This is a genomic window from Emticicia sp., assembly GCF_043780375.1.
In the GTDB taxonomy this organism is placed as follows: domain Bacteria; phylum Bacteroidota; class Bacteroidia; order Cytophagales; family Spirosomataceae; genus Emticicia.
The window spans coordinates 23,169-48,795 of sequence record NZ_JAYWCU010000117.1; the positions used below are offsets into that span (position 1 = coordinate 23,169).

Sequence of the window (25,627 nt, forward strand, 5' to 3'; positions counted from 1 at the left end):
TATGCAAAAACTCTTTTTTTGGCAAAATTGGCTTAAAACCGAACGATTTAGTTTTCTTTCTATTCTAATAATTCTACTTTTCTCAATTACTCTTTTGGGTATTTATTGGATTCGTGGACTCGAAAATGTATTACATTGGGACATTTTGAGCGAACTTGATGAAATTCCAACAGCTTTAGATTCTTTTTCTGACGGAATACAGAACGCCGCCCGTTTAAAATTTACTGTTAATGGCAATGCTTATATAGTAAAAGAACGGTTTTTGGCTTCGGCAATGTCAATAAATATGCTTGCTAATTATGTGTTTTTAGGTTTATTTATTTTCGGATTGAATCTTTTACTTGTTGCTTTTTCGAGCATGAGCCGTTATTGGTTTTTGGGTGGAATGATAGTTTTGGCGGGAGTATTTATAACCTTTCACTTAGAAAATATTTTTAACATTATCAATCAAGTAGCTTTTTTAGGAGCTTTTGGTGTTTTTGCTGGTTCGGCTTTTTATTTTAATACATTCGCTCCTCAAACAAATTTTCTCAAAAAGTTGCTTTCGTTTCTTGTCTTGACAATTATCTCCATTATTTTAGTTACTTTCTCAACTAAAATACCTCAGCCAGCCTTGGCAATTGCTTCTTATGGTTTACTTTCGGCAATTACCTTGACCGCCATATTTATTATATTTATTTCGCATGAAATATTGGCAGGGTTGGTTTGGGTGGTTTCAAATTCGGGCGTAAAAAACCGTAATCATTTGCCACAATTTTTAATCATATCGAGCATTTATTTACTAAATGTATTAATGATTTTTCTTGAAAAATCTCAATACATCAACTGGAACATTCTTTCCATTAATCCTTTGGTTTTATACTTGTTTTCGCTTGTATTGGGCATTTGGGGTTTTAGAAATTATTGCGAACAAGCAAATTTCTTCAATTTTCGCACCATTGGTTCGTGGCTTTTTTTAGGAATGGCTATTATTTCTACGGCAACAATTGGCTTTGCTTTCGCCACAGCCAATGACCCTCTTATCGAAGCAATCGCAGATTTTATATCATACGCACATTTGGCAATGGGTTTGGCATTTTTTCTGTATGTTTTGATCAATTTTGTTCAACCCTTGCAAAAAGGCTTAGAAGTACACAAAATAATGTATAAACCTAAGTTTTTTGAATTAATGCTTTTTCGCATGGCGGCGGTTATTATAGTATTCGTACTTATTTCCTCCAAAAGTTACAATAATTATTATCAAACAAAAGCCGGTTATTATAATACCATTGGTGATTTTTATACTGCCGAAAACGATGCTCCGTTTGCCGAAACATTTTATAAAGAAGCCCTACATTTTGATATCAGAAACCATAAATCAAATTATGCTTTAGCTTCCTTGGCAATAAACTCCAACGATAAAGAAAATACAGGTCTTTTCCTGAAAAATGCTTTAGAGAAAAACCCAAGTCCGTTTGCATATATTGGTTTGAGTAAGGTTTTGCAGGAAAAGGATATGTTTTTTGATGCTTTGTTTTCGATGCGTGAAGGCGTAAGTAAATTCCCTAAAAACCAACAATTGCTAACTAACCTTGCTTTTTTGTATGAAAAAAGTAAGATTACAGATTCCACGCTTCATTATTTGACTTTGGCGAAGGAAAACTGTACACAATGCGATTTGGCAGAAACAAATTTATTAGCCTATCATTTAAAACATGGCAGCCAAAAAACAGAAGATTTGAATAAATTAGTATTTGATAAAGAAAAATCGACTTATTTGAGTCTTCAGGCGAATCGGGCTGCATTAAATAAAAAATTAAAACGTGATGCTTCTACTAATCTTGAACTTGCCCCAGATTCGGCTCTGAATGTGAGCCAATTTGCTTTACTTTATAATTTAGCTTCGTTCAATAATCGCCAGTTTCCTTATTCGAGTAAAGATTTGCAAAACATTCAGCGAAAAGAAGCCAATAATTCATTTTATGAAGACTTAGAGTTTGCGGTTTCGGCGAGGAACTTTTTCAAAGAAAATAAATTAGAGGGTATGAAACAGCTTTCGGTTTTGGCAAATGACTCAACAAAACATAAAGTTTTGTATAATCAAGTGGCGGGAATGTGGTTTTTGCAACAGGGCGTTTATGACAAAGCGGTTGCCTATTTGATTAAAGCAGGAGATTTTTCTTCGGTAGAAATTTTACAAAAACAAGATTATAAAAAAACGATTAACGATTTTCAAATAGCTCAAGCAGCAGAATTATTGGCAAATACCAAAACCAAAGCCGAATTTGATAAAGTTTTAGCAGAAAACCCTCTAAACCCATTTGTTTTAAGCAAAGTTTTAGACTTTTATAATACAACTTTAAAAAAGCCGAATGATGCGTATAACTACATTTTTAAAGCCATTGAGGTGAATGATAATTCCGTAGAATTATGGAAACTTTATACCCAACAATCGCTCAAAATCGGCATGGCTGACTACGCCGAAGATGGTTTATTAAAGTTAAAACAGTTGGCTACTCCTGCCGATTATCAAGCGTTTCTTTCCACCTATCAAGCCCAAAAAGCATTGATGGAAAAAAGTAAGGACGGTTTTAATTGATTCTATAAATTTGGATTCATAAAAACTTAAACGTGCCTTGCTTTCAAATTTTAGCTCCGCACGAAAATCAATAGGGTCTTCTGTATGAAAATTATCGAAACAACCAATATTTCTAAACGCTACATCATGGGTAGCGAAATTATTGATGCCTTAAAATCGGTAACGATTTCGGTCAATAAAGGTGAGTATGTAGCATTTATGGGGCCATCTGGCTCTGGAAAATCTACCCTGATGAATATAATAGGTTGTTTGGATTCGCCTACGGGGGGAAGATATATTTTGAACAACAATGATGTAAGTAGCATGAGTGATAATGAATTAGCTGAAATAAGAAACAAAGAAATTGGCTTCGTATTTCAGACATTTAATTTGCTCCCTCGCCAATCTGCTCTCGAAAATGTAGCTTTGCCATTGATTTATGCTGGGTATTCAAAATCGCAACGCACCGAAAAGGCAATGCTAACCCTCAAAAATGTTGGTTTAGATAATAGAGCTCATCACAAACCGAATGAACTTTCGGGCGGACAACGGCAGCGTGTTGCCATCGCCCGTGCATTGGTCAATGACCCAAGTATTTTGCTCGCCGATGAGCCAACTGGAAATTTAGATTCACGAACTTCGTACGAAATTATGGAGCTTTTCGATGAATTATATTCGAAAGGAAATACAATTGTAATGGTTACGCACGAAGAAGATATTGCAAGATACGCACATCGGATTATTCGTTTACGTGACGGTTTGGTTGAATCTGATACGACAAATTCAAACCCTACTAATCCACGAGAAATGGCAATGATTTTTGCTGAAAAAGTGAAAGAATAACGGGGGAAATCTAAATTTCTATAAATTAATAGTAATTCATCTCTCAAACTCTCAAAAAAATTGAATTTACGCAGTAAAAAAATACTTTTTTCACAAAAAGCTAATTTTTGAAAACTAAAACCTAACATTTATCGTTTATATCATATATCTCTATCTCAATATAAATCTAACTTAGAATGAAAAAAGGATTATTATTTTTTGCTTTAATGCTGACAATCAGCACCTTGACATTTGCACAAAGTCCACGAGTTTCAGCAGAAAGTGCTAATGTAAAAGTTTCTTATGGACAACCATCTAAAAAAGGTCGTGTTGTTTTTGGTGGATTAGAAAAATTTGGAACAGTGTGGCGTACAGGTGCTAATGAGGCAACCGAAATTACTTTTAAGAAAGACGGAAAATTTGGTGGTAAATCTGTGAAAGCAGGTACATATTCACTTTTCTCAAAATTAGGAGAAAAAGAGTGGACAATTATTTTGAATAGCGAATTGAAGCAGTGGGGTGCTTATGGCTACGAAAAAGTTAAAGACAAAAATGTAGTTGAAGTAAGCCTTCCTGTAAAAACATTAAAAGACGTAGTAGAGAAATTAACAATTACTACTAACGATAAGATTTTAACCATTTCCTGGGATACGACAAGTGTTGTCGTTCCTATGGAGTTTTAGGGTTTAGGTAAGTGTAGTAATAAAAAGCCGAGGCACTTGCCTCGGCTTTTTTTGTGAAAGTACAACTGGGCTTACTAAGCCGTCAATATGGTATTACTTCACCCCAATAAATCGCTCAAAAAATTCATAAATGCGTAGCATACGGTCAATTCTTTGGCGAACATTTCCTGTGCGAGAAAGTTCGTGAGTTGCCCCTGGCATTCTTACATACTCTACTTCTTTGCCCATGATTTTCATCGATTTATACATCATTTCGCTCTGAATTGGGCCAGTACGCAGGTCATTTTCTCCATGTTTAATGAGTAACGGAGTACGAATTTTATCAACAAAAGAATAGGGTGAATTTGATTCTAAAACGCCTTCGCTTTTATCATTCCACGGAAAATTGAAATAACTTGGAATCAATCGCCAAGCATTGCCCTCACCCAAAAAAGTTGTTAAATCATAAACACCACGTTGTGCAAATGCTGCTTTGAAACGATTGTCATGTCCAACAATCCAAGCTGTAAGATAGCCCGCATACGAGCCACCCGTAATTACTTGGCGAGAAGTATCAACCCAAGCTAATTTTGCTGCGTCAGACTCAGCAGCAAGTACATCTTCTGCGGGGCCCGTTCCCCAATCTTTAATATTAGCTCGCAAGAAATCTAAACCATACCCGCCCGAACCACGAGGATTGGCATAAACAACGCCATAGCCTTGCGAACAAAAATATTGTAACTCATGCCACATCGAAAACTCCCCCGGCCCCCACATAGCAGTTGGTCCACCATGCATATTAAGCAATAATGGGTATTTTTTGCCAACCTCGAAATTACTCGGTTTCATTATCCAATACTCGATTTTTTGTCCTTTTGTATTGGTATAAATTCTTTTTTCTGGAAAACTCAATGCTTTATTTTTTACCCAATCATTTACAGAAGTGAGTTTTACAGCATTTTTCATCTGTAAATCTGCTACATAAAGCTCATTTGGATTTGCTACTTCGGTTTTTGCATAAACAATTTTATCGGCAGATAAGTCGAAACCAGTAATTCCCGACTCAAAATCTGTTAGTTGCTCCGTTTTTAAAGTTTTGGCATCAAGACGAAACATGGGCTGCCCACCATTTGACTGTGCTGTAAAATAAATAAATTTTGACTCTTTCGACCAAGTAATACCGCTTATAGAGCGGTCAAACTTTATTGCCTGTGGATTACTTCCGTCAGCATTGGCAATGAATAATTCACCTATATTAACACCTTCAGATGTTGATTTAATAAACGCAACACTTTTACCGTCTGGCGAAAACGTAATACTATTGAAAGATTTACCTTTTTCACCCAAAAACATTTTTTTGTTTGAGCCGTCGGCATTCATTATCAATACTTTAGAACTTTGCTCGCGGTCGGGGTGTTGCATGGAGTCTAAATCTGTTGTCACTACCATTCCGCCATTTTCAAGCCACGTCCCACCATTATAACTCATAAAACCCTTGGTGATAGGTATTGCTTTAGCACCTTCTTTTACATCAATCACAAAAATATGGTTGAAAGTCAGTTCGGGCTGAGTTGTTGATTCTCCTTGAAAACTTAGACGATTAAAAACTTTGGCTTTTTTGTCTTCTACATCTTTATCTAAATACGCACGAATCTCTTCGATTGTACCGTCAGGATTTGGTTTTACATTTTTATTAGGTTTCAAAAACTCATTATTCTTAAAACCTGGTTTTTCTAATGACCACGCAGGAACACCCTTTTGAGGGTTTAATAAAGAATCTTTTAAAAGTTCGGTCATTGAAAGTCCAACGCTAAACGAAATCTTTGTGCCATCTTTTGACCAATTAGGGCTTGATGCTCCGTATTTTGAGTCAGTTAGTTGAAAAGCCTCGCCACCATCAAGCGGCATAACAAAAATTTGAGATTTTCCTTTGACATTTCTCGCAAAAGCAATTTGTTTAGAATCAGGCGACCAAATAGCTCCATTAACACTCTCAGGACCTCTTGTTATTTGTCTAACAGATTGATAATCAGTTAAGTAAACATGAACACGGTAATCGTATTCGAGTTTGTTTTCTTCATTTGGCTCAGAGGTTTTGACTGCAAAAATAGCTTTTTTCCCATCTGGTGATGCGGCGATAGTACCAATTTGTTTGATTCGGGTAAGGTCTGTTACGACTACTTTTTCTTTGCCTGTTTGGGCAAAAACTAAGTTTGAGAGGAAAATAAGGGTTAGGAGAATTCTCATATTTGTTTGTTTTAAAGTTTATTTTTAGAGTTTTGGTCTAAAAAGCATAAATGATAATTTGGGCATTAATATAGCTCAATTATTTAATTTTTCGATTGTTTTTATTTCTTTTGTCATCATTGCTTCGAGGTGTTCGAAACGCATATTTAGGTCTGCCATTTGCTTTTTTAGCAAATCATTTTCAGTTGTAAATTTACTTTTCAATGCTTCATTTTCCTTTGCCAATTGTTGAATGGCACTGATACCCAGCATCGAAATTGCTTCATAATCTACTGAACGGAAATCATTTACTTCTCGCCCATACACAAAGATTTTATCCGTCGGATATTGCCAATCTCTGACGGTAAAACTATTGCCCGAAACGGATTCTACAATCGCTTGAATTTTACCGTGCTTTTCGTGAACGAATTCAATTTTATCGTCGATTCTTATCTCGTAGTTTTTTGATAATGAAACAGTTAGCTTTTTATTTGTTTCGTCATAAACAACTTTTTCGGCTAAGGAATAAATATCAGGAATTGTAGAAGTCATTTTCTTGACGGCTTGTGGATAAACCTCCTCGACTTGTTGAGCGATTACTTTTTTGAAAGTTTGATTTCCCCAGTTAGCCACATCTTTGTAGTGATAATCTGTAATTTGTATTTGGCAAACTTTGGCTAAATCTTGCTGATTATTGGATAAGCCAATGATATTTTTGATACGAGCATCGGAAGTGGTAACAGTTTGGGAAGAAACAAAGGAGTTTTTGGTAACAATGTCGTATTCAGAAAGGATTCCAATATCGTGAAAAGCATTTGCTAAGGTTGTAATGCTACTTCCTGTTGCCCAACTAAAATAATGATTAGTGGAATTTGAAAGCGAGGCACTTGTAGTTACATGAAGTGGTGCAGGTGCAGTTGTTCCAATACCTACTTTTCCGTCATTCATCACTGTGAGAGCATTTGAATGAGAACCGTATGTTCCATTTCCAATCATTAGCAAAGCATTTGGAACGTTCACATTATAACTTCCCATTGCATTAGAAGAAGGCCCACTGGCAATTGTGCCCTCTCCCATTGCAGTAGAAGAAGTCCCACTGGCTTTTGTGTTCGTTCCCATAGCAGTCGAGTATTGTCCACTAGCATATGTTTGGTTTCCCAAGGCTGTAGAAACATATCCATCCGCAAGTGATCCACTACCAAAAGCTGTGGAAGAAGTTCCAAGTGCTTTTGTATCATATCCCATCGCCGTGGATAAGTAACCTTTAGCTATTGTGGCTTGACCAGTCGCCAAGGAAGCATTTCCAACATTTATGTAATCCCAATTATTAGGAGAATAAGTATCAAGTGAGCCTACCCTAAAAGCTCCTTTGCTTGGATACCAAATTAGTTTATTCCCAACACCTGTAGTGTCAGATCCCAAAAGCACTGTTTTCCCATAAGCTACATTGAAAGTTGCTTTTGGAGTAGAAGTACCAATACCCACATTGCCAGTATTATTGTTATTGATGTTGTTGCCATTTAATGCCCAACCCGTGCCAGCAGCTGCGTTAGTAATAGGTATCCAAGCCGTGCCATTCCAATATTGGAGTTGGTTAGTGCCGTTGTTATAAAATACTGTGCCACTCGTTGGATTGGTGGTTGTGGTAGCTAAAGTTACAGATTGGGCAGTAGTTAATTGGCTAATTAACAGTAAGTTAACGAGAAGATAGAGTGATTTTTTCATGGGAGTCGAGGTTTTTTAACGAAGTTCGTTAAGTTTTCGATTCCCTCCAAAAAAAGTGGATTAATTTTACTTTACGGAAAAGGTTTGTTTTTACAAGATAACTATTTGATTATCAATAAACTATACTAAATCTCCATATAAATCAAATTCTTCGGCATTGTTGATTTTTACATTTGCAAAATCACCCAAACGGACATATTGTGAGGCTGGAACAAGTACTTCATTATCTACTTCGGGTGAGTCAAATTCAGTTCTTCCAATAAAATAGCCACCTTCTTTTCTATCAAATAAAACTTTGAATGTTTTACCAATTTTTGCTTGATTCAACTCTGCCGAAATACCTTGTTGCAGTTCCATGATAATATCGGTGCGTTCTTGCTTTAATGCTGCAGGAATATCATCGGGCAACGAAAACGAATGGGTATCGTCTTCGTGCGAATATTGGAAAACACCTAATCTGTCGAAACGCATTTTTTCTACAAACTCATACATTTCTTCAAAATATTCCTCAGTTTCGCCAGGATGTCCTGCAATTAAGGTTGTTCTAATAGCCATTTCTGGCACTTTTTCACGAATTGTATTTATCAAGGCCTCTGTTTTTGGACGGTCGATGCCTCTTCGCATGATTTTCAACATTTCGGACGAACCGTGTTGCAGCGGCATATCCAAATATTTACAAACGTTCGAGCGATTTTTAATTACATCTAAAACATCCATTGGAAATCCCGAAGGATAAGCATATTGCAAACGAATCCATTCGATACCCTCAACGTCAGAAAGCTTATCGAGAAGCTCTGCTAAATTGCGTTTTTTATAAATATCTAAGCCATAATAAGTCAAATCCTGGGCAATCAGAATGAGTTCTTTTGTACCTTTTCGAGCTAAGTTTTTAGCTTCCAAAACCAATTCGTCGGCAGGGCGAGAAACGTGTTTTCCACGCATAATCGGAATAGCACAGAAGCTACAAGGGCGGTCGCAACCTTCGGCAATTTTTAGGTAGGCGTAATGAGCTGGGGTGGTTAGAAGTCTTTCTCCTACTAATTCGTGTTTATAGTCCGCTTTCAGCGTTTTCAGCATTCGAGGTAATTCATTTGTCCCAAACCACGCATCAACTGTGGGCATTTCTATTGACAGTTCATCTTTGTAACGATGTGATAAGCAGCCAGTTACGTAAACTTTGTCCACAATTCCAGCTTCTTTTGCATCCACATACCGAAGAATGGTATCTATAGATTCTTGCTTGGCATTATCAATAAATCCGCAAGTATTAATTATAACAATATTAGAATCATCCTTTTTAGATTCGTGTGTAACTTTCATGCCATTGCCTTTGAGCTGCGTAAAAAGTACTTCTGAATCAACGATGTTTTTTGAACAACCAAGCGTTACAATATTGATTTTATTTTTTACTATTCCTTTTGTCTTCATTTTTATATTTTTTGGCGATTTTGGAGAATCGCACCGCATTTTCTGCAAAGTTCGGAAAAAATAGCTTGTTTACCTAAAAGCAATACATTTTGGAAGAATTTTAACCGAAATTTACTTTATTGGAGATAAAAAAATCCTTCATTTTCAATGAAGGATTTTTTTTCTTTTGATATATCTATCGACTATTCTTTTACTTTCTTAATTACGGCATCAGCGATGTTTTGCGGAACGATTTCGTAATGAGCAAATGTCAAGTTAGCAGTTGCACGACCCGATGACATTGTACGAAGGTCAGTTACATAACCGAACAATTCTGACAAAGGCACATCAGCCTTGATAACTTGTGAGCCAGCTTTTGTATCCATTCCTTTCATCATACCACGACGACGGTTCAAGTCACCAGTGATTGGGCCTGTATATTCGTCGGGAGTCAAAACTTCTACTGCCATGATTGGCTCAAGAATTTTTGGACCAGCATTACGAGCCGCTTCTTTGAAACCTAAACGTCCTGCCAATTCAAAAGAGATTGAGTCTGAATCGACATCATGGTAAGAACCGTGAAACAAACGAACTTTCATTGAATCAACTGGAAAGCCAGCCAAAGGGCCATTGACCATTGCTTGCTCAAATCCTTTTTGTACTGATGGAATAAATTCTTTAGGAATAATACCACCAACAATATTGTTTACAAATTCTAAACCAGGAAGTCCATCTTCACGAGGGCTAATTTCAAATGAAATATCAGCAAACTTACCACGACCACCCGATTGTTTTTTATAAACTTCACGGTGTTCGTAAGACTTCGTAATTGTTTCTTTATAAGCTACTTGCGGAGCACCTTGATTGATTTCAACCTTAAATTCACGACGCATACGGTCAATGATAATTTCGAGGTGAAGCTCGCCCATACCACGCATGATAGTTTGACCTGTTTCTTCGTTAGTTTCAACTGTAAGCGTTGGGTCTTCTTCGATTAGCTTAGTGATAGCTTTCGAGAAATTATCTTGGTCAGCCGATTTTTTAGGCTCAATTGCATAACCAATTACAGGCTCAGGGAATACCATTGATTCTAACACGATAGGGTGTTTTTCGTCAGATAAAGTATCACCAGTCTTAATATCTTTAAATCCTACTACCGCACCGATATCACCAGCACCTAATCTTGGAATTGAGTTTTGCTTATTAGCGTGCATTTGGAAGATACGAGAGATACGCTCTTTGTTTCCCGAACGGTTGTTCAAAACATAAGAACCTGCATCCAAACCACCTGAGTAAGCACGAATAAAGCACAAACGACCAACATAAGGGTCAGTTGCAATTTTAAATGCCAAAGCTGCAAATGGCTCGCTTTCCGAAGGCTTGCGAATTACTTCTGCACCAGTATCGGGGTTTGTTCCGATGATTGCTTCCTTGTCCATTGGTGAAGGCAAAAGAGCCATCACGTAGTCAAGCATTGTTTGAACACCTTTATTTTTGAAAGAAGAACCGCAAAGCATCGGAACGATTTTCATCGAAACAACTGCCGCACGAAGAGCTGCCAAAATTTCAGCCTCTGTGATAGATGCTGGGTCTTCAAAATATTTTTCCATCAAAGTGTCGTCAAATTCGGCAACAGCTTCGAGTAATTTTTCACGGTATTCGGTTGCTTCTTCAAGCATATCGTCAGGAATAGGAACCTCCGAAAAAGTCATTCCTTTATCATCTTCATTCCAAACAATTCCACGGAAGTTTACCAAATCAACTACACCTTTAAAGTTTTCTTCAGCACCAATTGGTAATTGTAATGGCACAGCGTAGCTACCCAACATTTCTTTAACCTGCTTACACACGTTCAAGAAATCGGCACCAGAGCGATCCATTTTATTAACAAAACCCAAACGAGCAACGTTATAATTGTTTGCCAAACGCCAGTTAGTTTCTGACTGAGGCTCAACACCATCAACGGCACTAAACAAAAACACAAGACCATCTAATACACGTAATGAACGATTTACTTCAACCGTAAAATCAACGTGACCAGGTGTGTCAATAATATTGATATGGTATTTGTCGCCACGGTAGTCCCAATCTACGGTTGTTGCTGCCGAAGTGATGGTAATACCTCTTTCTTGCTCTTGTTCCATCCAGTCCATTGTTGCTGCTCCATCGTGAACCTCACCAATTTTGTGACTAACGCCAGCATAATAAAGGATACGCTCAGTAGTAGTGGTTTTACCCGCATCAATGTGGGCTGCAATACCGATATTTCTTGTGTATTTTAAATCGCGTGCCATTGTTTTATTTTAAAATTATTTTTGATTTGTATATCTTACTTGAAAAGACTTTTTTTGTTAAAAACACAGTCTTTTTAAATTAGGGTGCAAAGGTAGTAGTTTTTTTCTTAAAATCATTAGTATTCTTTAAATATATTCGTAAAGGTGGAACGGTGCATTTTTTAACGAAGTAGCTGTTTTGTGTTATTTTTTTTCTTATTTTTGTTGAAAATATTATTAAGTATGGTACAGACAAAAATACATTTCACAAATCTGCAACAAGAGCTACTACGTTTGTTTGCTCATCAAGTTGATGAAAAAGACCTTACGCAAATTAAAGATTTGATAGGTAAGTATTTTGCTAATAGGCTTTCTTCGATTGCCGATGATGCTTGGCAACGCAATAAATGGACTGACCAAGACATGGAAGATATATTGAATGACTCAAACCAATAAACCATGAATATTGTTTTGGATACTAATGTTTTGCTTGTTTCGTTGCCTACTTATTCTAAATACTACGCCATTTATCAAGCCTTGTTAGACAAAACCTTTGATTTATATGTGAGTAATGAAATTTTAAGCGAATATGAAGAACAGTTAAGCCTAAGACTTGGTTATGACCGAACTGATTTGAAACTTCGTGAATTACTCAATCTTTCTAATGTATTTTGCATTGAACCTTTTTACTACTGGAAATTGATTACCCAAGACCCTGACGATGATAAATTTTGCGACTGTGCCGTTGCGTGTGGTGCTGACTTTCTTGTTACGAATGACAAGCATTATGATATATTGACACACATTCCTTTTCCTCCAATTACTATTATTAAGGCTGATGCTTTTCTTGGTGTTTTAGCGAGCATTAATTAAAAAATATTCTTAGATATTGTTTTAAAAACGGCTGAGACGCCAACTGGATACAGAACTCATTGACTATTTCGCCTATATATTTTAGGTTTTAATAATTCGCTTAATGAATCATATTTACTCATTGATGTTGAGTCCATTGATACATAAAATGCGTAAGTATCTTGCCCCCACATTCCATCATTAGAAACATTGGGATAATCAATTAAACCCTCTTCGCCAGCACTATTAATTTGATAACTATTTTTTTTTGAATAATAAAAATAGTTTACATCGTATTATCCTGTTTCATAAAAAGGCTCATTTATACAAAATGTTAGGGGGTTTCCCAAAACTTGTATTTGATAAATCCCATTTTCAACTATTATATGATTTGATGATGAATCCTCTGCAAATTGAATTTTAACCTAGCCTTCATAGTTTTCGGGAATAAGAATATTTAATGTTTCACTTTTTTTTCGACATGATGAGAATATCGAACATATTAGCAAGAGTATGCAAAATCTTTTCATGTAAATATCAAATCTATGAGGTGGTGATAAGTTAAATTTTCTATCTTCTCCTGAAATGTTACACAAAACTAAGCAAACATTACATCAAGAACATATCTAACACAAACATTTTGTAGCATCATTTCATGCGATTGTCTAATATTTGATGAAAACATTGATTACTATTTTTTATTTTTTCATTTTTACTGTTTGTATCAACAATTATCTTCAATCAACCACCTTAAAGTTATGAAAAGACGGGATTTTATCCAGTTGTCGGGTATGGGTTTGGGGGCAATGATGGGAGCTTCGATTCCAGTTCTTGGCAATGAAGTTTCAATCGAACAATTGCTCAATCCAGTGGCAGACAATGCCATGAAAAAGAAAATGGCTGATGTAGCTCTCAATGCTGCCAAGTCGAAAGGTGCAACCTATACCGATGTTCGTATTGGTAGGTATCTTCAACAGTTTTTATTTACTCGTGAAAAAAATGTGCAGAATATCGTTAATGCCGAATCTTACGGCATCGGTATTCGAGTAATTGCCAACGGAACTTGGGGTTTTGCCGCTACGAGTGATGTCAGTAATGACGGCATTGCCAAATGTGCCGAAACAGCCGTAGCAATTGCCAAAGCAAATGCCAAAATACAAAAAGAGCCTGTCATTTTAGCTCCACAAAAAGGCGTTGGCGAAGTTGTTTGGAATACGCCCATCATTAAAAATGCCTTCCAAATACCAATAAAAGAAAAAATAGATTTATTAATGAATGTAAACGGCAAAGCCATGGAAAATGGAGCAGGCTTTGTTACATCAAATTTGTTTTTTGTGAATGAACAAAAATATTTTGCTTCAACTGATGGTTCATACATTGACCAAGATGTGCATCGTATTTGGCCCACATTTACAGTAACCGCCATTGATAAAGCCGCAGGAAAATTCAAAACTCGTGATGCCATCAGCTCGCCAATGGGCATGGGTTACGAATATTTGGATGGTTTGGCAAGCGAAAAAATCGCTGGACCAAATGGACTCGTTGGCTACCGAAATTCGTATGATATGGTAGAAGATGCCATTACGGCAGCTAAACAAGCAAAAGAAAAACTAACAGCAAAAACAGTTGCAGCAGGAAAATATGATTTAGTTCTTGACCCCAATCATTTAGGCTTAACCATTCATGAGTCGGTTGGGCACCCAACCGAACTCGACCGAGTGTTAGGCTACGAAGCAAATTATGCAGGAACAAGTTTCTGTACGTTGGATAAATGGAAAACCAAAGCCTTTAATTTTGGTAGCAAACAAGTAAATATTATTGCCGATAAAGTACAACCTTATACTTTGGGAACTGTCGGCTATGACGACGAAGGTGTTCCTTGCAAAGAGTGGGATATAATAAAAGATGGTATTTTGGTAAATTATCAAGCCATTCGTGACCAAGTAAATATCATTGGTGAAAATGCTTCTCATGGTTGCTGCTATGCCGACAATTGGAATTCGGTACAGTTTCAAAGAATGCCAAATATATCGCTTCGTCCAGGAAAAGAAAAACTGAGCGTACTTGATATGATTAAAGGCGTGGAGAAAGGTATATACATTGTTGGGCGTGGTTCTTATTCGATTGACCAACAACGCTATAATTTCCAATTTGGCGGACAGTTGTTCTACGAAATTAAGAATGGCGAAGTTGTTGGAATGTTAGATGATGTAGCTTATCAGTCAAATACGCAAGAGTTCTGGAACTCATGTGTTCAGATTTGCGACAAAGATGATTACCGAACTTTCGGGTCGTTTTTTGATGGCAAAGGGCAACCTTCTCAAGTAAGTGCCGTTTCGCACGGAAGTGCCACCACTCGCTTCAATGGCGTGAATGTAATTAATACTGGAAGAAAAATCTAAAAAGAGGCTCAGAGGGGCAAAAGACACAAAGCCACAGAGAATAGTTTGATATTTTAAAAAGCTTTGTGCCTCTACCACTTTGAACCTCATTTCTAAAAAACTAAACAAATGGCTATATTAACAAAAGAAGAAGCTAAAAAGATAATAGATAAAGTTTTGGCATTTTCAAAATCAGACGAAATGAGCGTGGCTGTCAACGGCGGTCGCACAGGAAATATTCGTTATGCTCGAAATTCAGTATCAACCAGTGGCGAATCAACCGATTTATCATTGGCAGTTACAGCAGTATTTGGCAAACGTTCGGGCACATCAACCATCAACGAATTTGATGATGCTTCCTTAGAGAAAACCGTTCGTAGGGCAGAAGAAATTGCAAAATTAGCTCCCGAAAATCCTGAATACGTGCCGATGCTAGGACCCCAGACTTATTCTGACACAAGCACTTATTCAGAAAGTACAGCAAAAATAAACCCAGACTTTAGAGCAAAAGCGGCATTTGATAGCATTGACCCATGCTCAAAAAAGAAGTTAACAGCCGCAGGATATTTGGAAGATACCACTGGTTTTTCGGCAATTGGCAATAGCAAAGGGCTTTTTGGCTACAATAAATCTACGTCGGTAGATTTTTCGATTACAGTAAGAACAGACGACGGATTGGGTTCTGGATATGCAATTCAAGATTATAATGATGTTTCCAAACTCAATACAAAAGTTTCTACTGAAGTGGCGATGCAAAAAGCAATGGCATCAAGCACGGCCCAAGCATTAGAACCTGGAAAATATACGGTAATTCTTGAACCTGCGGCAGCCGTAGATTTGCTTCAAAATATGATGCGAAGCATGGATGCTCGAAATGCTGACGAAGGCAGAAGTTTTTTGAGCAAAAAAGGTGGTGGCACTCGTTTGGGTGAAAAACTTTTTGATGCAAACGTAAATATTTATTCTGACCCGACCAATTTAGAAATTCCAAAAGCTGGTTTTGCGGGAGATGGTCGTTCGCAAGAAAAAATTTCTTGGATAGAAAATGGTGTTGTAAAAAACCTTTATTATTCAAGATTTTGGGCTGAGAAAAAAGGCGTTAAGTCTGTTCCCCCACCATCAGGATTTATCATGGCTGGCGGCACGCAATCTTTGGCAGACCTCATCAAAGGCACAGAAAAAGGCATTTTAGTCACTCGCTTTTGGTACATTCGTGCCGTTGACCCACAAACATTGCTCTACACAGGTCTTACTCGTGACGGAACTTTTTATATCGAAAAAGGAAAAATAAAGTTTCCTATAAAAAACTTCCGATTTAACGAAAGTCCAATAATTATGCTTAATAATTTAGAAGCAATGGGCGTTCCAACTCGTGTTGGCGGTAATTTGATTCCTGCATTAAAAATTCGAGATTTTACATTTTCAAGTTTATCAGATGCCGTTTAAAATTTGGTAATGACTAAAACGTTTTTTAAAATAGGAATAACCCTGAATGGGTTAAACCGCGGCGGCGGGCCGCATGAATAGCCACGATTTTCAATCGTGGCTATTCATAACTTAACACCTTCGGTGTTTTATAGACTTTTGGATACTCAAATAGGGTTAGAATTATCTATGGAAATTCATTAAGATCGTGCTTTTTTTCAAAAACATCAACCACTTATCTGCACAATTTGTCCATTCATCAAAATCACCAATAAAGTATTATTTCCAAATGGTGTTTAATACTTACTTTTATATTTCAGCAAATAATACCTATTCATCATTATATACACAAAAACTAAAAAAAAGCTTTGAAAAGAAGAAATTTTATTCAATTATCCAGCTTAGGTTTTGGGGGACTGGTGTTGCCCAATATGCCTATGGGCGGTATTCCAATTATTGGAAATGCTGTTTCGCAAGAAGCAATACTTGATAGTGCTATTGATGTTGCTATCAAAAAACGTTTAGCCGATGCTGCTCTCAATGCCGCCAAAGCGAAAGGTGCAACTTACACCGATGTACGCATTGGTCGCTACCTTCGACAATTTATCGTTACTCGAGAAGACAAAGTGCAAAACATTGTCAATACCGAGTCTTATGGTGTTGGCGTTCGTGTGATTGCCAATGGTTGTTGGGGTTTTGCCGCAGTTGTAGATGCAAAAAGTGAAGCAGATACTGCCAAAGCCGCCGAAGAAGCAGTAGCGATTGCGAAGGCAAATGCCAGATTAATGAAAGAACCCGTTCAACTTGCTCCACAAAAAGGTTTTGGTGAAGTAAGTTGGAAAGCACCGATTCAGAGAAATGCTTTTGAAGTGCCAATCAAAGAAAAAGTTGATTTGCTTTTGGGCGTAAATGATGCCGCCATGAAAAATGGAGCAAACTACGTAAACTCTGTGCTTTTCATGGTGAATGAACAGAAATATTTTGCCTCGTCAGACGGTTCATATATTGACCAAGATATTCACCGAATTTGGCCCATTGCTGCGGTAACTGCCATCGACCCAAAATCAGGTAAATTCGAAACCCGTCAAGCATTGTCAGCTCCTGTAGGTATGGGTTACGAATATTTGCAAACCAATCCAAGTGATAAAATTGCTGGTATCACCACTCGCTACAATAAAGGTTATGATATGCTGGAAGATGTAACTGCGGCAGCCAAACAAGCCAAAGAAAAACTCACAGCAAAATCGGTAGAAGCAGGTAAATACGATTTGGTACTTGACCCATCTCACTTATGGCTTACAATTCACGAATCGGTTGGGCATCCACTCGAACTTGACCGTGTTTTAGGCTATGAAGCCAATTTTGCAGGAACATCATTTGCTACTTTAGATAAATGGCAAAGCAAAAACTTTAATTATGGTAGCAAAGAAGTAACACTTTTTGCTGATAAAACGCAAGTTGGTTCGCTCGGTGCAGTTGGTTGGGACGACGAAGGTGTTCAAACCAAACGTTGGGATTTAGTAAAAGATGGTACTTTGGTAAATTATCAAGCCATTCGTGACCAAGCCCATATCATTGGCGAAACCGCCTCTCATGGCTGTTGCTATGCCGATAGTTGGTCGTCAGTTCAGTTTCAACGTATGGCAAATGTGTCGTTAGCGGCTGGAAAAGCACCGCTTTCGGTAGCTGAAATGATAAAAGATGTAAAAAAAGGTGTTTATATTATTGGTGATGGTTCGTTCTCGATTGACCAACAACGATATAATTTCCAATTTGGCGGACAGCTATATTACGAAATAAAAGACGGGCAAATTGCAGGAATGTTGAAAGACGTAGCCTACCAATCTAATACACAAGAGTTCTGGAATTCTTGCGTAAAAGTTTGTGATGAGAGTGATTATCGTTTGGGAGGCTCTTTCTTTGATGGAAAAGGGCAACCTTCGCAATCAAGTGCGGTGTCGCATGGTAGTTCAACGGCACGTTTTAACGGCGTAAACGTCATTAATACTGCTCGTAAAGTCTAATCATTTCTCAACAATTAATCTCGAAAAAAAATGTCTGTAATATTAAATGAAGCAGAAGCTAAAGCCTTGCTAAAGAAGGTTCTAAGCTACTCAAAAGCAGATGAATGCGAAGTAAATCTGCTGGGAGAAACACGTGGAAATCTACGTTATGCCCGAAACGAAGTATCAACAAGTGGTACCTTGATTAATCAAAACTTATCGGTTCAATCAGCTTTTGGTAAAAAAGTTGGTGTAACTACAATTGACGAATTTGACGATGCTTCGCTTGAAAAGGTAGTTCGTCGTTCGGAAGAATTGGCTCGCCTTGCTCCCGAAAACCCTGAATATGTAGGTGTTTTAGTTCCACAAGAATATGTTAAATCAAGCGGCTATTTTGAATCAACTGCTAACATTACGCCCGATACACGTGCTGATGCTGTTGCCAAAAGTCTTCAAATTTCAAGCGGTCAAAAATTGGCGGCGGCGGGTTTTTTAGAAGACCAAAGAGGCTTTTCGGCGATGATGAACTCAAAAGGTTTGTTTGCTTATTATCTTGACTCCAGTGTAAACTTTTCATTAACCGTTCGAACTGATGATGGGACGGGTTCGGGCTATGTAGCAAAAGGTTATAGTGATTTCAAAAAATTAGATACAGCTGCTGCAACAAAAATTGCTTTGCAAAAAGCATTAGGTTCAGTTGGTGCAAAAGCCCTCGAACCAGGTAAATACACCGTAATTTTAGAACCAACGGCAGCAGTAGTTTTGCTCGAAAATATCTATTTCGATATGGATGCCCGAAGTGCCGATGAAGGTCGGTCGTCTTTCAGCAAAGCGGGTGGAAAAACTAAATTAGGCGAAAAAATAGTAGATGAAAGAATAACATTTTACTCTGACCCAACACATCCAGAATTGCCAGCGGCTGCATGGGCAGGTGATGGACAACCGCAAACAAAAAGATTTTGGATTGAAAAAGGTGTAGTTAAAAATCTTGCGTACTCACGTTATTGGGCAGAGAAAAAAGGTGTGAAGCCAGTACCAAATCCTAACAATATGATTATGGAAGGTGGCTCTGCAACCTTAGATGAAATGATAAAAAGTACTAAAAAAGGCATTTTGGTAACAAAACTATGGTATATACGCACAGTTGACCCTCAAACACTCTTGCTCACGGGGCTTACTCGTGACGGAACGTTCTTAATCGAAGACGGTAAAATTAAATACCCAATCAAAAACTTTCGATTCAATGAAAGTCCTTTGATTATGTTGAATAACCTTGAAACATTGGGCAAGCCCGAACGTGTAGTTAGCACCGAGTCAAATCAAAACTATATGGTTCCACCGATGAAAATTCGGGAATTTACATTTTCAAGTTTATCGGATGCAGTTTAAAAGCCATAAGCATTAAGCTTTAGCAATAGGCTCAATCTACATTGATAAAAAGCCTATTGCTAAAGCTTAATGCCTAAAGCAAAAAATATGAAACCATTTATTTTCACACGAATTCAATACAACTCTGGAGATTGGGACACTGATCAGCGAATGCCTGCCAATATTTTGAATTCATTAGTAGAATATACTACGATTCCGATTGATGAAAAAGAAAAAGTAGTGCTTTTGAGTAGTAATGAAATATTTAAAAGCCCTTTTTGCTATTTAAGTGGGCATAAATTGGTAGAATTTTCGAGTCAAGAAAGAGACCATTTTCGCAAATATGTCGAAAATGGCGGATTTGTTTTTGTCGATGATTGTAATCATGATATTGATGGACTTTTTGCCAAATCTTTTGAACAAGAAATGGCTCGTACTTTTGGAGCAAAAGCTTTGCAGAAAATACCAAATACGCACGACATTTATAACTGTTTTTTTAAGTTTGAAGGTCCACCCACAACCAGTTTTGAGTTGAATGGCTGGGGAGATGACCTCGTGCATGATTATTTGAAAGCCGTACAAATCAATGGAAGAATTGGCGTTTTATATAGCAATAAAGATTACGGCTGCGAGTGGGATTACGATTTTCGGAATAAACGCTTCTTAGCCGAGGATAATACTAAGTTTGGAGTGAATATTATTAATTACGCATTAACAGTATAGAAATTGGAAACCAAAGAACTTACACACTATAAATTATTGGTAGCAAAATTACCACACTTAAAAAAAGAAATTGGCAAAGTAATCGTGGGGCAACATGAGGCAATCAATGAGATTCTGATTTCCTTGTTGGCTGGTGGTCATTGCCTGTTGGAAGGCGTACCAGGACTAGCTAAAACATTGATGGTAAGTACATTAGCTAAAACTCTCGACATGAAGTTTAAGCGAGTGCAGTTTACGCCAGACTTAATGCCAGGAGATATAATCGGCACCGAAATTTTGGAAGAAGACCACGAAACGGGTAAAAAATTCTTCAAGTTTAATCAAGGACCAATTTTCGCCAATATCGTTTTAGCTGACGAAATCAACCGAACACCTCCCAAAACGCAAGCGGCTTTGCTCGAAGCCATGCAAGAGTATAAGGTAACTTATGCAGGTACAAATTACGCCTTGCCACTTCCTTTTTTAATCATTGCTACACAAAACCCCATCGAACAAGCTGGAACCTACCCTTTGCCAGAAGCTCAATTAGACCGCTTTTTGCTGTATATCAAGTTAAATTATCCTTCAGAACAAGAAGAATTGGAGGTTTTGAAAAGCACCACGGGTTTAAGCAAACCAGACCTTCAAACGATTCTGACCGATAAAGATATTTTGGATTTACAAAAACTCACTCGCCAAGTTCATATCAGCGACGAACTGATTACTAAAGTAAATCAATTAGTTAGAGGTAGTCGTCCCGCCAACTCAACATCTGCTTTTGTGAAACAATGGTGCGAATGGGGTGCAGGACCTCGTGCGGGGCAAGCATTAGTACTTTGTTCGAAGGCACGAGCGGTGCTGAATGAGCGTTTTTCAGTCATTCCAGAAGATATTGAGACTTTAGTATATCCAGTTTTGAGGCATCGCATCGCCCTGAATTTTAGAGCAGAAGCAGAGAATATAACGACCGACGATGTGATTAGAGACTTACTGAAGAATAGTAGATAATCATGCTCTCATCCGAACTCATTAAACTCAATAACTTACAACTCGCTGGAAAATTAGTCAGTGATGAATTATTGTTGGGTATTCACGGCAGTAAAAGATTTGGACTTGGAACTGAGTTTGAACAATATCGACATTACGAACCTGGCGACGACCCCAAAAGAATAGATTGGAAACTCTTTGCTCGTACTCAAAAACATTTAGTTCGAGAATCTGCCACCGAAAGCAATTTTCAGATTAGGTTAGTGTTAGATTTGTCAGGCTCAATGAATTATGCTGAAAAAGAAGTCAGTCGCCTACAATACGCTAAAGTTTTATTGGCTTCGTTGGCCTATTTAGGATATAGACAAAGCGACCTTTTGAGTTTATATTCCTTACAAAATGGGGAATTACAAAAACTCGTTCCATCAGGAAAAAAGGCTTTTGAGCGAATTTTATATGCACTCGAAAAAGCAGAAGCACATGGCATTTGGCAAAATGCTAATCCTAAATTTCCCGAATTTCAACAAAAGCGGGACGCCGCCCGACAAAAAGAGTTAGTCATTATTGCCTCTGATTTTTTACAAGTGGGCGATGAATGGCTAAAATTGATTCAAAATATAGCAAACCCACGCCGAGAGGTAGTTGTTTTTCAAATATTGGGCAAGGAAGAACTTAACTTTGATCTAAAAGGATTTTATCGTTTCAAAGATTTAGAAACAGGAAAAGAGATAGAATTGGAGGCCGAAGCTGTTAAAGACGACTTTAGAAAATCAGCAGAAAAATATCTCACAAATCTGGAAGAATCGCTCAGAATACCCAATGTTCATTTGATAAGAACAACTTTGCAAGAACCAATTGCCAGCGTAATTACAGAATCATTGAAGAAAAGAAAACTATAAAATGGAATTTATAAATCCTTTCATGCTTTGGAGTGCTTTGGCGGTTGCGATACCGATAATTCTCCATTTTTGGCATCAAAAGAAAGGAAAATTACTTAATTGGGCTGCCACATCTTGGCTAATCGAAAAGAACCTCCAACAATCAAGAGGTATTCGATTGGAGAACATATTGCTTTTATTACTTCGGTGTTTATTGCTGATTATTTTGTCTTTCTTTTTGAGTAAACCAATATTTAATTGGCTGAATAACAATGGTTTAGTTAAAAAAATACATTTGGTTCAAGCCAATAGTTTGCTTGTTAATAATTATAAATTTGAGTTAGAAGAAGCAAAAAAAAAGGGAGAAAAAATCTTTTGGATTAACTCAAAAACAGAACAAATAGATGATATTTCAAAGCTGTCATCGTCGCAAGAATTTAATTCTTTGATCTTTCAATCATCGATCAATAAAGTTTTTCAAAAAAATCCAAAAGAGCAATTTGAGCTGTATTTTATAAATAATCAAAGTTTGAGTGATGTACCAAATATCTTTGTTCCAAACAAGTTTTCACTTCATACAATCATTGATTCGCTCAATATTCCTTTGAAACCGTATTTGAATTTTTCAAATAAAAGAAAACTATTTATCAATGCTTCCAATCAATTAAGCAGTGCTTTTGCTTTGGAAGCAAATGGAAGGTTTGAACAAAAACCAACTCATTCGGGAGCGATAAATATACTTGTTGAAAACCCAAATAAGGCAGAAAAACAAGCAATAGAAGCAGCTTTAAAGGCTTTAGCACAAGTTTATCAGATTGAAATCGCCATAGATTTTGAAAAGAATACGGCAAAGAAGTATGATTTTGTTTTTGATGAAAATTTTACAGAAGATATTTCAAACTTAGTTTTTAGTGGGCAACTCCCCGAATATTTGGGCGAAATATTGATAAAACATTACCAATTAAAAACCATTCAAAAACCACTAAGTCAGCAACAATTGAGTTCATTATTTAAAATATCTCAAAATCATTCTAAAATATCGGAAGAAAGTGGTTTTTCAAAAATCATTTTACTGCTTTTTATTATCATTTTAGGAATTGAACGCTGGATGGCACTAAAGAAAAACGCATGAACCAAGTTCGCAAAATAATTTCTTGGGTAAACTACCAACTCTACGCTACGGCTTTTGTAATGTGTATATTGGTGGCTGGGGCTATTTATTTATTTATTTCGACTTTTTCTTCATTTTTTCTGTCAATTTTAGGAGCTATGGTCGGTTTTGGAATAATGGCTTACAAAACCCGCCTTTTCCAAAAAAAACGTAGTTTATCCCTTCAGTTGATTCATCAAAAACTAAATAATACTGAGTATAGTCTTCAATTATTAGATATTTCAAAACCTAATATTGCCGAGCAATTACAATTAGAAAGATTATTGTCGAACATTGAAACTCAGCCAATACCCAATGTCATTTCTCCGAAATTAGGTATATATTTAGTCATTTTTTTAGCAGCTTTAGGCATAAATTATGCTTATCCTCTTCTGAAAAAAGCATCGCTACCAAATGCTGAATCTAAAGAAACACTGACTCCCAACTCTATTATCTCAAATCTTAAATCTCAGTTCATTTCTGCTAAATTGACTATTTCTCCTCCTACTTATACTAAATTTCCAATCAGAGTTGTATCAGATTTGAATGCTTCCGCTATAAGTGGCTCGGTCTTAAAATGGCAATTAAATTTTACAAATTCGACCAATTTAGACGTAAAATTGATAAATAATAGAGGAGAAGAGTTGAATTTTAAGAAAATCGGAGATGAATTTGAATATTCTGACCAATTATTGACTTCGGGTTTATATGCTTTCAAAGCCTATTTCAAAGACTCTTTGGTCTATCAGTCAGATTATTATAGATTAGAAGCTATTCCAGATTTTGCACCTAAAATCGAACCAAGTTCTAAAGAATTATACACGTTTCATTATCTCAAAGACGCTAAAAATATTTCAATTTCTGCCAAAATATCAGATGATTTCTTGGTAGATCAGGCGTTTATTGTGGCAACATTGGCACGAGGTTCGGGCGAAAACGTTAAATTTAGAGAAGTGAAATTTCCAATTGCTGCAAATAATTTTAAAGAAGCAAATGTTTCTAAAAACATCGACTTAAAAGCCTTAAATTTTTCGCCTGGCGATGAACTTTATTACTATTGGGCAGCGATTGACAACAAAAGACCCGAGGCAAATTTTACTAAATCAGACACCTATTTTATTGTTTATAAAGATACGGCAAATGTTGAAGAAGCAGAACTTTCGACAATGGCTATGAATATTATTCCAGAATATTTTAGAAGTCAGAGACAAATAATTATTGATTCAGAAAAACTTATTGCCAAGCGAAAAAAGATTAACATAAAAGAGTTTAATAGCATTTCAAATGAGATTGGTTTTGACCAAAAAGCCCTAAGATTACGATATGGACAATATTTGGGTGAAGAATTTGAAAATACAATTGGCGGGGCAAACGCTTTGCCAAGCGATGTGGAAACAGATGGCGATTTGCTAAAAGGCTACGTGCATGACCACGACGGAGGCGAACACGAAGCCGAATCGGGCGGACAAAAAGACGAACATGAACACAACAACACAGGAAATAAACAAGATGAAAAAGACCCCGTTGCCGAGCTTTTGGAAGGTTATATACACTCGCACGATGATGGAGAAGCCAACACTTTTTATGAACAATCGACTCGTAGTTTATTGAAAATGGCTTTGGAACAAATGTGGCAGTCGGAGCTACATTTGAGATTATATGAACCCGAAAAAGCAATGCCTTTCGAGAAAAAAGCACTCGAATATTTAAAATTGGCACAGCAAAAAGCCAGAGTTTTTGTAAAAAAGACCAGTTACGACCCTCCTCCGATTAAAGAAAAAGAGAAACGCCTGACCGGAGAATTAACAAAATTTAATGAAGCATTTAGTAGCGAAAAAAACTATTCTCAACAGCAATTAGAAAAACTGATTGCCGAAGTAATGGGCATCATCGAAGCGAAAACTCCTACACAAAAGCTCAATTTTATTCAAAAACAAAAAGTATTAACGCTCGAAAATAGACTCAGTGGTAATGTAATAAATAGTAGAATCTCGAATTTGGCAATCTTGAGTTTATTACAAAAAATTATTAACGAAAAAGAGCTTTCTGCTAATGAAAAGAATGAGTTAAAAACTAAGCTTTATCAATTAGTTGGTAGCATTTTGCCAAGCAAAAATAATAGCAGTAATAAATCGTATTCGAGCGAAAGCATTTTGGAAAAAGCATTTTGGAAAAATCTTCAAAAGTAAGAAATTTCTTTACATTTTAT

The 25,627-nt window shown here is 36.9% G+C and carries 18 protein-coding genes; 14 read left to right on the forward strand and 4 right to left on the reverse strand.

The genetic code is table 11. From position 1 onward, the window contains the following. Position 1: 1 nt before the first annotated feature. The 3 genes from ACH2CJ_RS08795 to ACH2CJ_RS08805 all read left to right on the forward strand — a co-directional run bounded on the left by ACH2CJ_RS08795 (position 2) and on the right by ACH2CJ_RS08805 (position 4,062). On the forward strand, positions 2 to 2,578 hold the full coding sequence (locus ACH2CJ_RS08795) for a hypothetical protein (RefSeq protein WP_394992163.1): 2,577 nt from the start codon (positions 2 to 4) through the stop codon (positions 2,576 to 2,578). An 84-nt stretch (positions 2,579 to 2,662) separates the two neighbouring features. Beyond that, positions 2,663 to 3,400 carry an ABC transporter ATP-binding protein gene (locus ACH2CJ_RS08800; RefSeq protein WP_394992164.1) on the forward strand — a complete coding sequence of 246 codons (738 nt, stop codon included), beginning with the start codon at positions 2,663 to 2,665 and terminating at the stop codon, positions 3,398 to 3,400. A gap of 176 nt (positions 3,401 to 3,576) precedes the next feature. Next, positions 3,577 to 4,062, forward strand: coding sequence for a DUF2911 domain-containing protein (locus ACH2CJ_RS08805; RefSeq protein WP_394992166.1), 486 nt, complete (start codon positions 3,577 to 3,579; stop codon positions 4,060 to 4,062). A gap of 93 nt (positions 4,063 to 4,155) precedes the next feature. Here ACH2CJ_RS08805 and ACH2CJ_RS08810 read toward each other — a convergent pair whose 3' ends face one another. The 4 genes from ACH2CJ_RS08810 to fusA form a co-directional block, all read right to left on the reverse strand. Further along, positions 4,156 to 6,288 (reverse strand): S9 family peptidase, encoded by a 2,133-nt coding sequence (locus ACH2CJ_RS08810; protein WP_394992168.1) that lies wholly within the window; start codon positions 6,286 to 6,288, stop codon positions 4,156 to 4,158. 75 nt (positions 6,289 to 6,363) lie between these two features. Then, positions 6,364 to 7,992: a tail fiber domain-containing protein gene (locus ACH2CJ_RS08815; protein ID WP_394992169.1), complete on the reverse strand. Its 1,629-nt coding sequence runs from the start codon at positions 7,990 to 7,992 to the stop codon at positions 6,364 to 6,366. Positions 7,993 to 8,112: 120 nt separating this feature from the next. Then, the gene (rimO, locus tag ACH2CJ_RS08820) at positions 8,113 to 9,420 is read right to left on the reverse strand and encodes a 30S ribosomal protein S12 methylthiotransferase RimO (RefSeq protein WP_394992171.1); all 1,308 of its coding nucleotides are present in this window, start codon (positions 9,418 to 9,420) and stop codon (positions 8,113 to 8,115) included. Between the two features lie 182 nt (positions 9,421 to 9,602). Next, positions 9,603 to 11,693 carry an elongation factor G gene (fusA, locus tag ACH2CJ_RS08825; protein WP_394992173.1) on the reverse strand — a complete coding sequence of 697 codons (2,091 nt, stop codon included), beginning with the start codon at positions 11,691 to 11,693 and terminating at the stop codon, positions 9,603 to 9,605. Positions 11,694 to 11,915: 222 nt separating this feature from the next. Here fusA and ACH2CJ_RS08830 point away from each other — a divergent pair, with 222 nt between their 5' ends. The 11 genes from ACH2CJ_RS08830 (at position 11,916) to ACH2CJ_RS08880 (ending at position 25,607) form a co-directional block, all read left to right on the forward strand. Then, positions 11,916 to 12,128, forward strand: coding sequence for a hypothetical protein (locus ACH2CJ_RS08830; RefSeq protein WP_394992175.1), 213 nt, complete (start codon positions 11,916 to 11,918; stop codon positions 12,126 to 12,128). A 3-nt stretch (positions 12,129 to 12,131) separates the two neighbouring features. After that, positions 12,132 to 12,545: a putative toxin-antitoxin system toxin component, PIN family gene (locus tag ACH2CJ_RS08835; RefSeq protein ID WP_394992176.1), complete on the forward strand. Its 414-nt coding sequence runs from the start codon at positions 12,132 to 12,134 to the stop codon at positions 12,543 to 12,545. A gap of 737 nt (positions 12,546 to 13,282) precedes the next feature. Beyond that, a complete protein-coding gene (locus tag ACH2CJ_RS08840) occupies positions 13,283 to 14,926 on the forward strand; it encodes a TldD/PmbA family protein (protein ID WP_394992177.1) in 1,644 nt (547 codons plus the stop codon). Between the two features lie 108 nt (positions 14,927 to 15,034). Beyond that, entirely contained in the window at positions 15,035 to 16,351 is a 1,317-nt protein-coding gene (locus ACH2CJ_RS08845) for a TldD/PmbA family protein (protein ID WP_394992178.1), read from the forward strand. Between the two features lie 347 nt (positions 16,352 to 16,698). Further along, positions 16,699 to 18,354 carry a TldD/PmbA family protein gene (locus ACH2CJ_RS08850; protein ID WP_394992180.1) on the forward strand — a complete coding sequence of 552 codons (1,656 nt, stop codon included), beginning with the start codon at positions 16,699 to 16,701 and terminating at the stop codon, positions 18,352 to 18,354. 30 nt (positions 18,355 to 18,384) lie between these two features. Next, positions 18,385 to 19,722, forward strand: coding sequence for a TldD/PmbA family protein (locus tag ACH2CJ_RS08855; protein ID WP_394992182.1), 1,338 nt, complete (start codon positions 18,385 to 18,387; stop codon positions 19,720 to 19,722). Between the two features lie 87 nt (positions 19,723 to 19,809). Further along, complete coding sequence (locus ACH2CJ_RS08860) at positions 19,810 to 20,424, forward strand: DUF4159 domain-containing protein (protein WP_394992183.1); 615 nt, start codon at positions 19,810 to 19,812, stop codon at positions 20,422 to 20,424. 3 nt (positions 20,425 to 20,427) lie between these two features. Continuing rightward, positions 20,428 to 21,411: an AAA family ATPase gene (locus ACH2CJ_RS08865; RefSeq protein WP_394992184.1), complete on the forward strand. Its 984-nt coding sequence runs from the start codon at positions 20,428 to 20,430 to the stop codon at positions 21,409 to 21,411. Positions 21,412 to 21,413: 2 nt separating this feature from the next. After that, the gene (locus ACH2CJ_RS08870; protein WP_394992185.1) at positions 21,414 to 22,289 is read left to right on the forward strand and encodes a DUF58 domain-containing protein; all 876 of its coding nucleotides are present in this window, start codon (positions 21,414 to 21,416) and stop codon (positions 22,287 to 22,289) included. Between the two features lies 1 nt (position 22,290). Continuing rightward, a complete protein-coding gene (locus ACH2CJ_RS08875) occupies positions 22,291 to 23,400 on the forward strand; it encodes a BatA domain-containing protein (protein ID WP_394992187.1) in 1,110 nt (369 codons plus the stop codon). Then, complete coding sequence (locus ACH2CJ_RS08880; RefSeq protein WP_394992188.1) at positions 23,397 to 25,607, forward strand: hypothetical protein; 2,211 nt, start codon at positions 23,397 to 23,399, stop codon at positions 25,605 to 25,607. The genes ACH2CJ_RS08875 and ACH2CJ_RS08880 overlap by 4 nt, the downstream gene beginning before the upstream one ends. Positions 25,608 to 25,627: the final 20 nt, after the last annotated feature.

Bases quoted from the DNA above. Each gene is read 5' to 3' on its own strand.
- ACH2CJ_RS08810 (WP_394992168.1), bottom strand. From the start codon at position 6,288: ATGAGAATTCTCCTAACCCTTATTTTCCTCTCAAACTTAGTTTTTGCC.
- rimO (WP_394992171.1), bottom strand. From the start codon at position 9,420: ATGAAGACAAAAGGAATAGTAAAAAATAAAATCAATATTGTAACGCTT.
- ACH2CJ_RS08840 (WP_394992177.1), top strand. From the start codon at position 13,283: ATGAAAAGACGGGATTTTATCCAGTTGTCGGGTATGGGTTTGGGGGCA.
- ACH2CJ_RS08805 (WP_394992166.1), top strand. From the start codon at position 3,577: ATGAAAAAAGGATTATTATTTTTTGCTTTAATGCTGACAATCAGCACC.
- ACH2CJ_RS08875 (WP_394992187.1), top strand. From the start codon at position 22,291: ATGGAATTTATAAATCCTTTCATGCTTTGGAGTGCTTTGGCGGTTGCG.
- ACH2CJ_RS08845 (WP_394992178.1), top strand. From the start codon at position 15,035: ATGGCTATATTAACAAAAGAAGAAGCTAAAAAGATAATAGATAAAGTT.
- ACH2CJ_RS08800 (WP_394992164.1), top strand. From the start codon at position 2,663: ATGAAAATTATCGAAACAACCAATATTTCTAAACGCTACATCATGGGT.
- ACH2CJ_RS08860 (WP_394992183.1), top strand. From the start codon at position 19,810: ATGAAACCATTTATTTTCACACGAATTCAATACAACTCTGGAGATTGG.
- ACH2CJ_RS08855 (WP_394992182.1), top strand. From the start codon at position 18,385: ATGTCTGTAATATTAAATGAAGCAGAAGCTAAAGCCTTGCTAAAGAAG.
- ACH2CJ_RS08830 (WP_394992175.1), top strand. From the start codon at position 11,916: ATGGTACAGACAAAAATACATTTCACAAATCTGCAACAAGAGCTACTA.
- ACH2CJ_RS08835 (WP_394992176.1), top strand. From the start codon at position 12,132: ATGAATATTGTTTTGGATACTAATGTTTTGCTTGTTTCGTTGCCTACT.
- ACH2CJ_RS08795 (WP_394992163.1), top strand. From the start codon at position 2: ATGCAAAAACTCTTTTTTTGGCAAAATTGGCTTAAAACCGAACGATTT.
- ACH2CJ_RS08870 (WP_394992185.1), top strand. From the start codon at position 21,414: ATGCTCTCATCCGAACTCATTAAACTCAATAACTTACAACTCGCTGGA.
- ACH2CJ_RS08815 (WP_394992169.1), bottom strand. From the start codon at position 7,992: ATGAAAAAATCACTCTATCTTCTCGTTAACTTACTGTTAATTAGCCAA.
- fusA (WP_394992173.1), bottom strand. From the start codon at position 11,693: ATGGCACGCGATTTAAAATACACAAGAAATATCGGTATTGCAGCCCAC.
- ACH2CJ_RS08880 (WP_394992188.1), top strand. From the start codon at position 23,397: ATGAACCAAGTTCGCAAAATAATTTCTTGGGTAAACTACCAACTCTAC.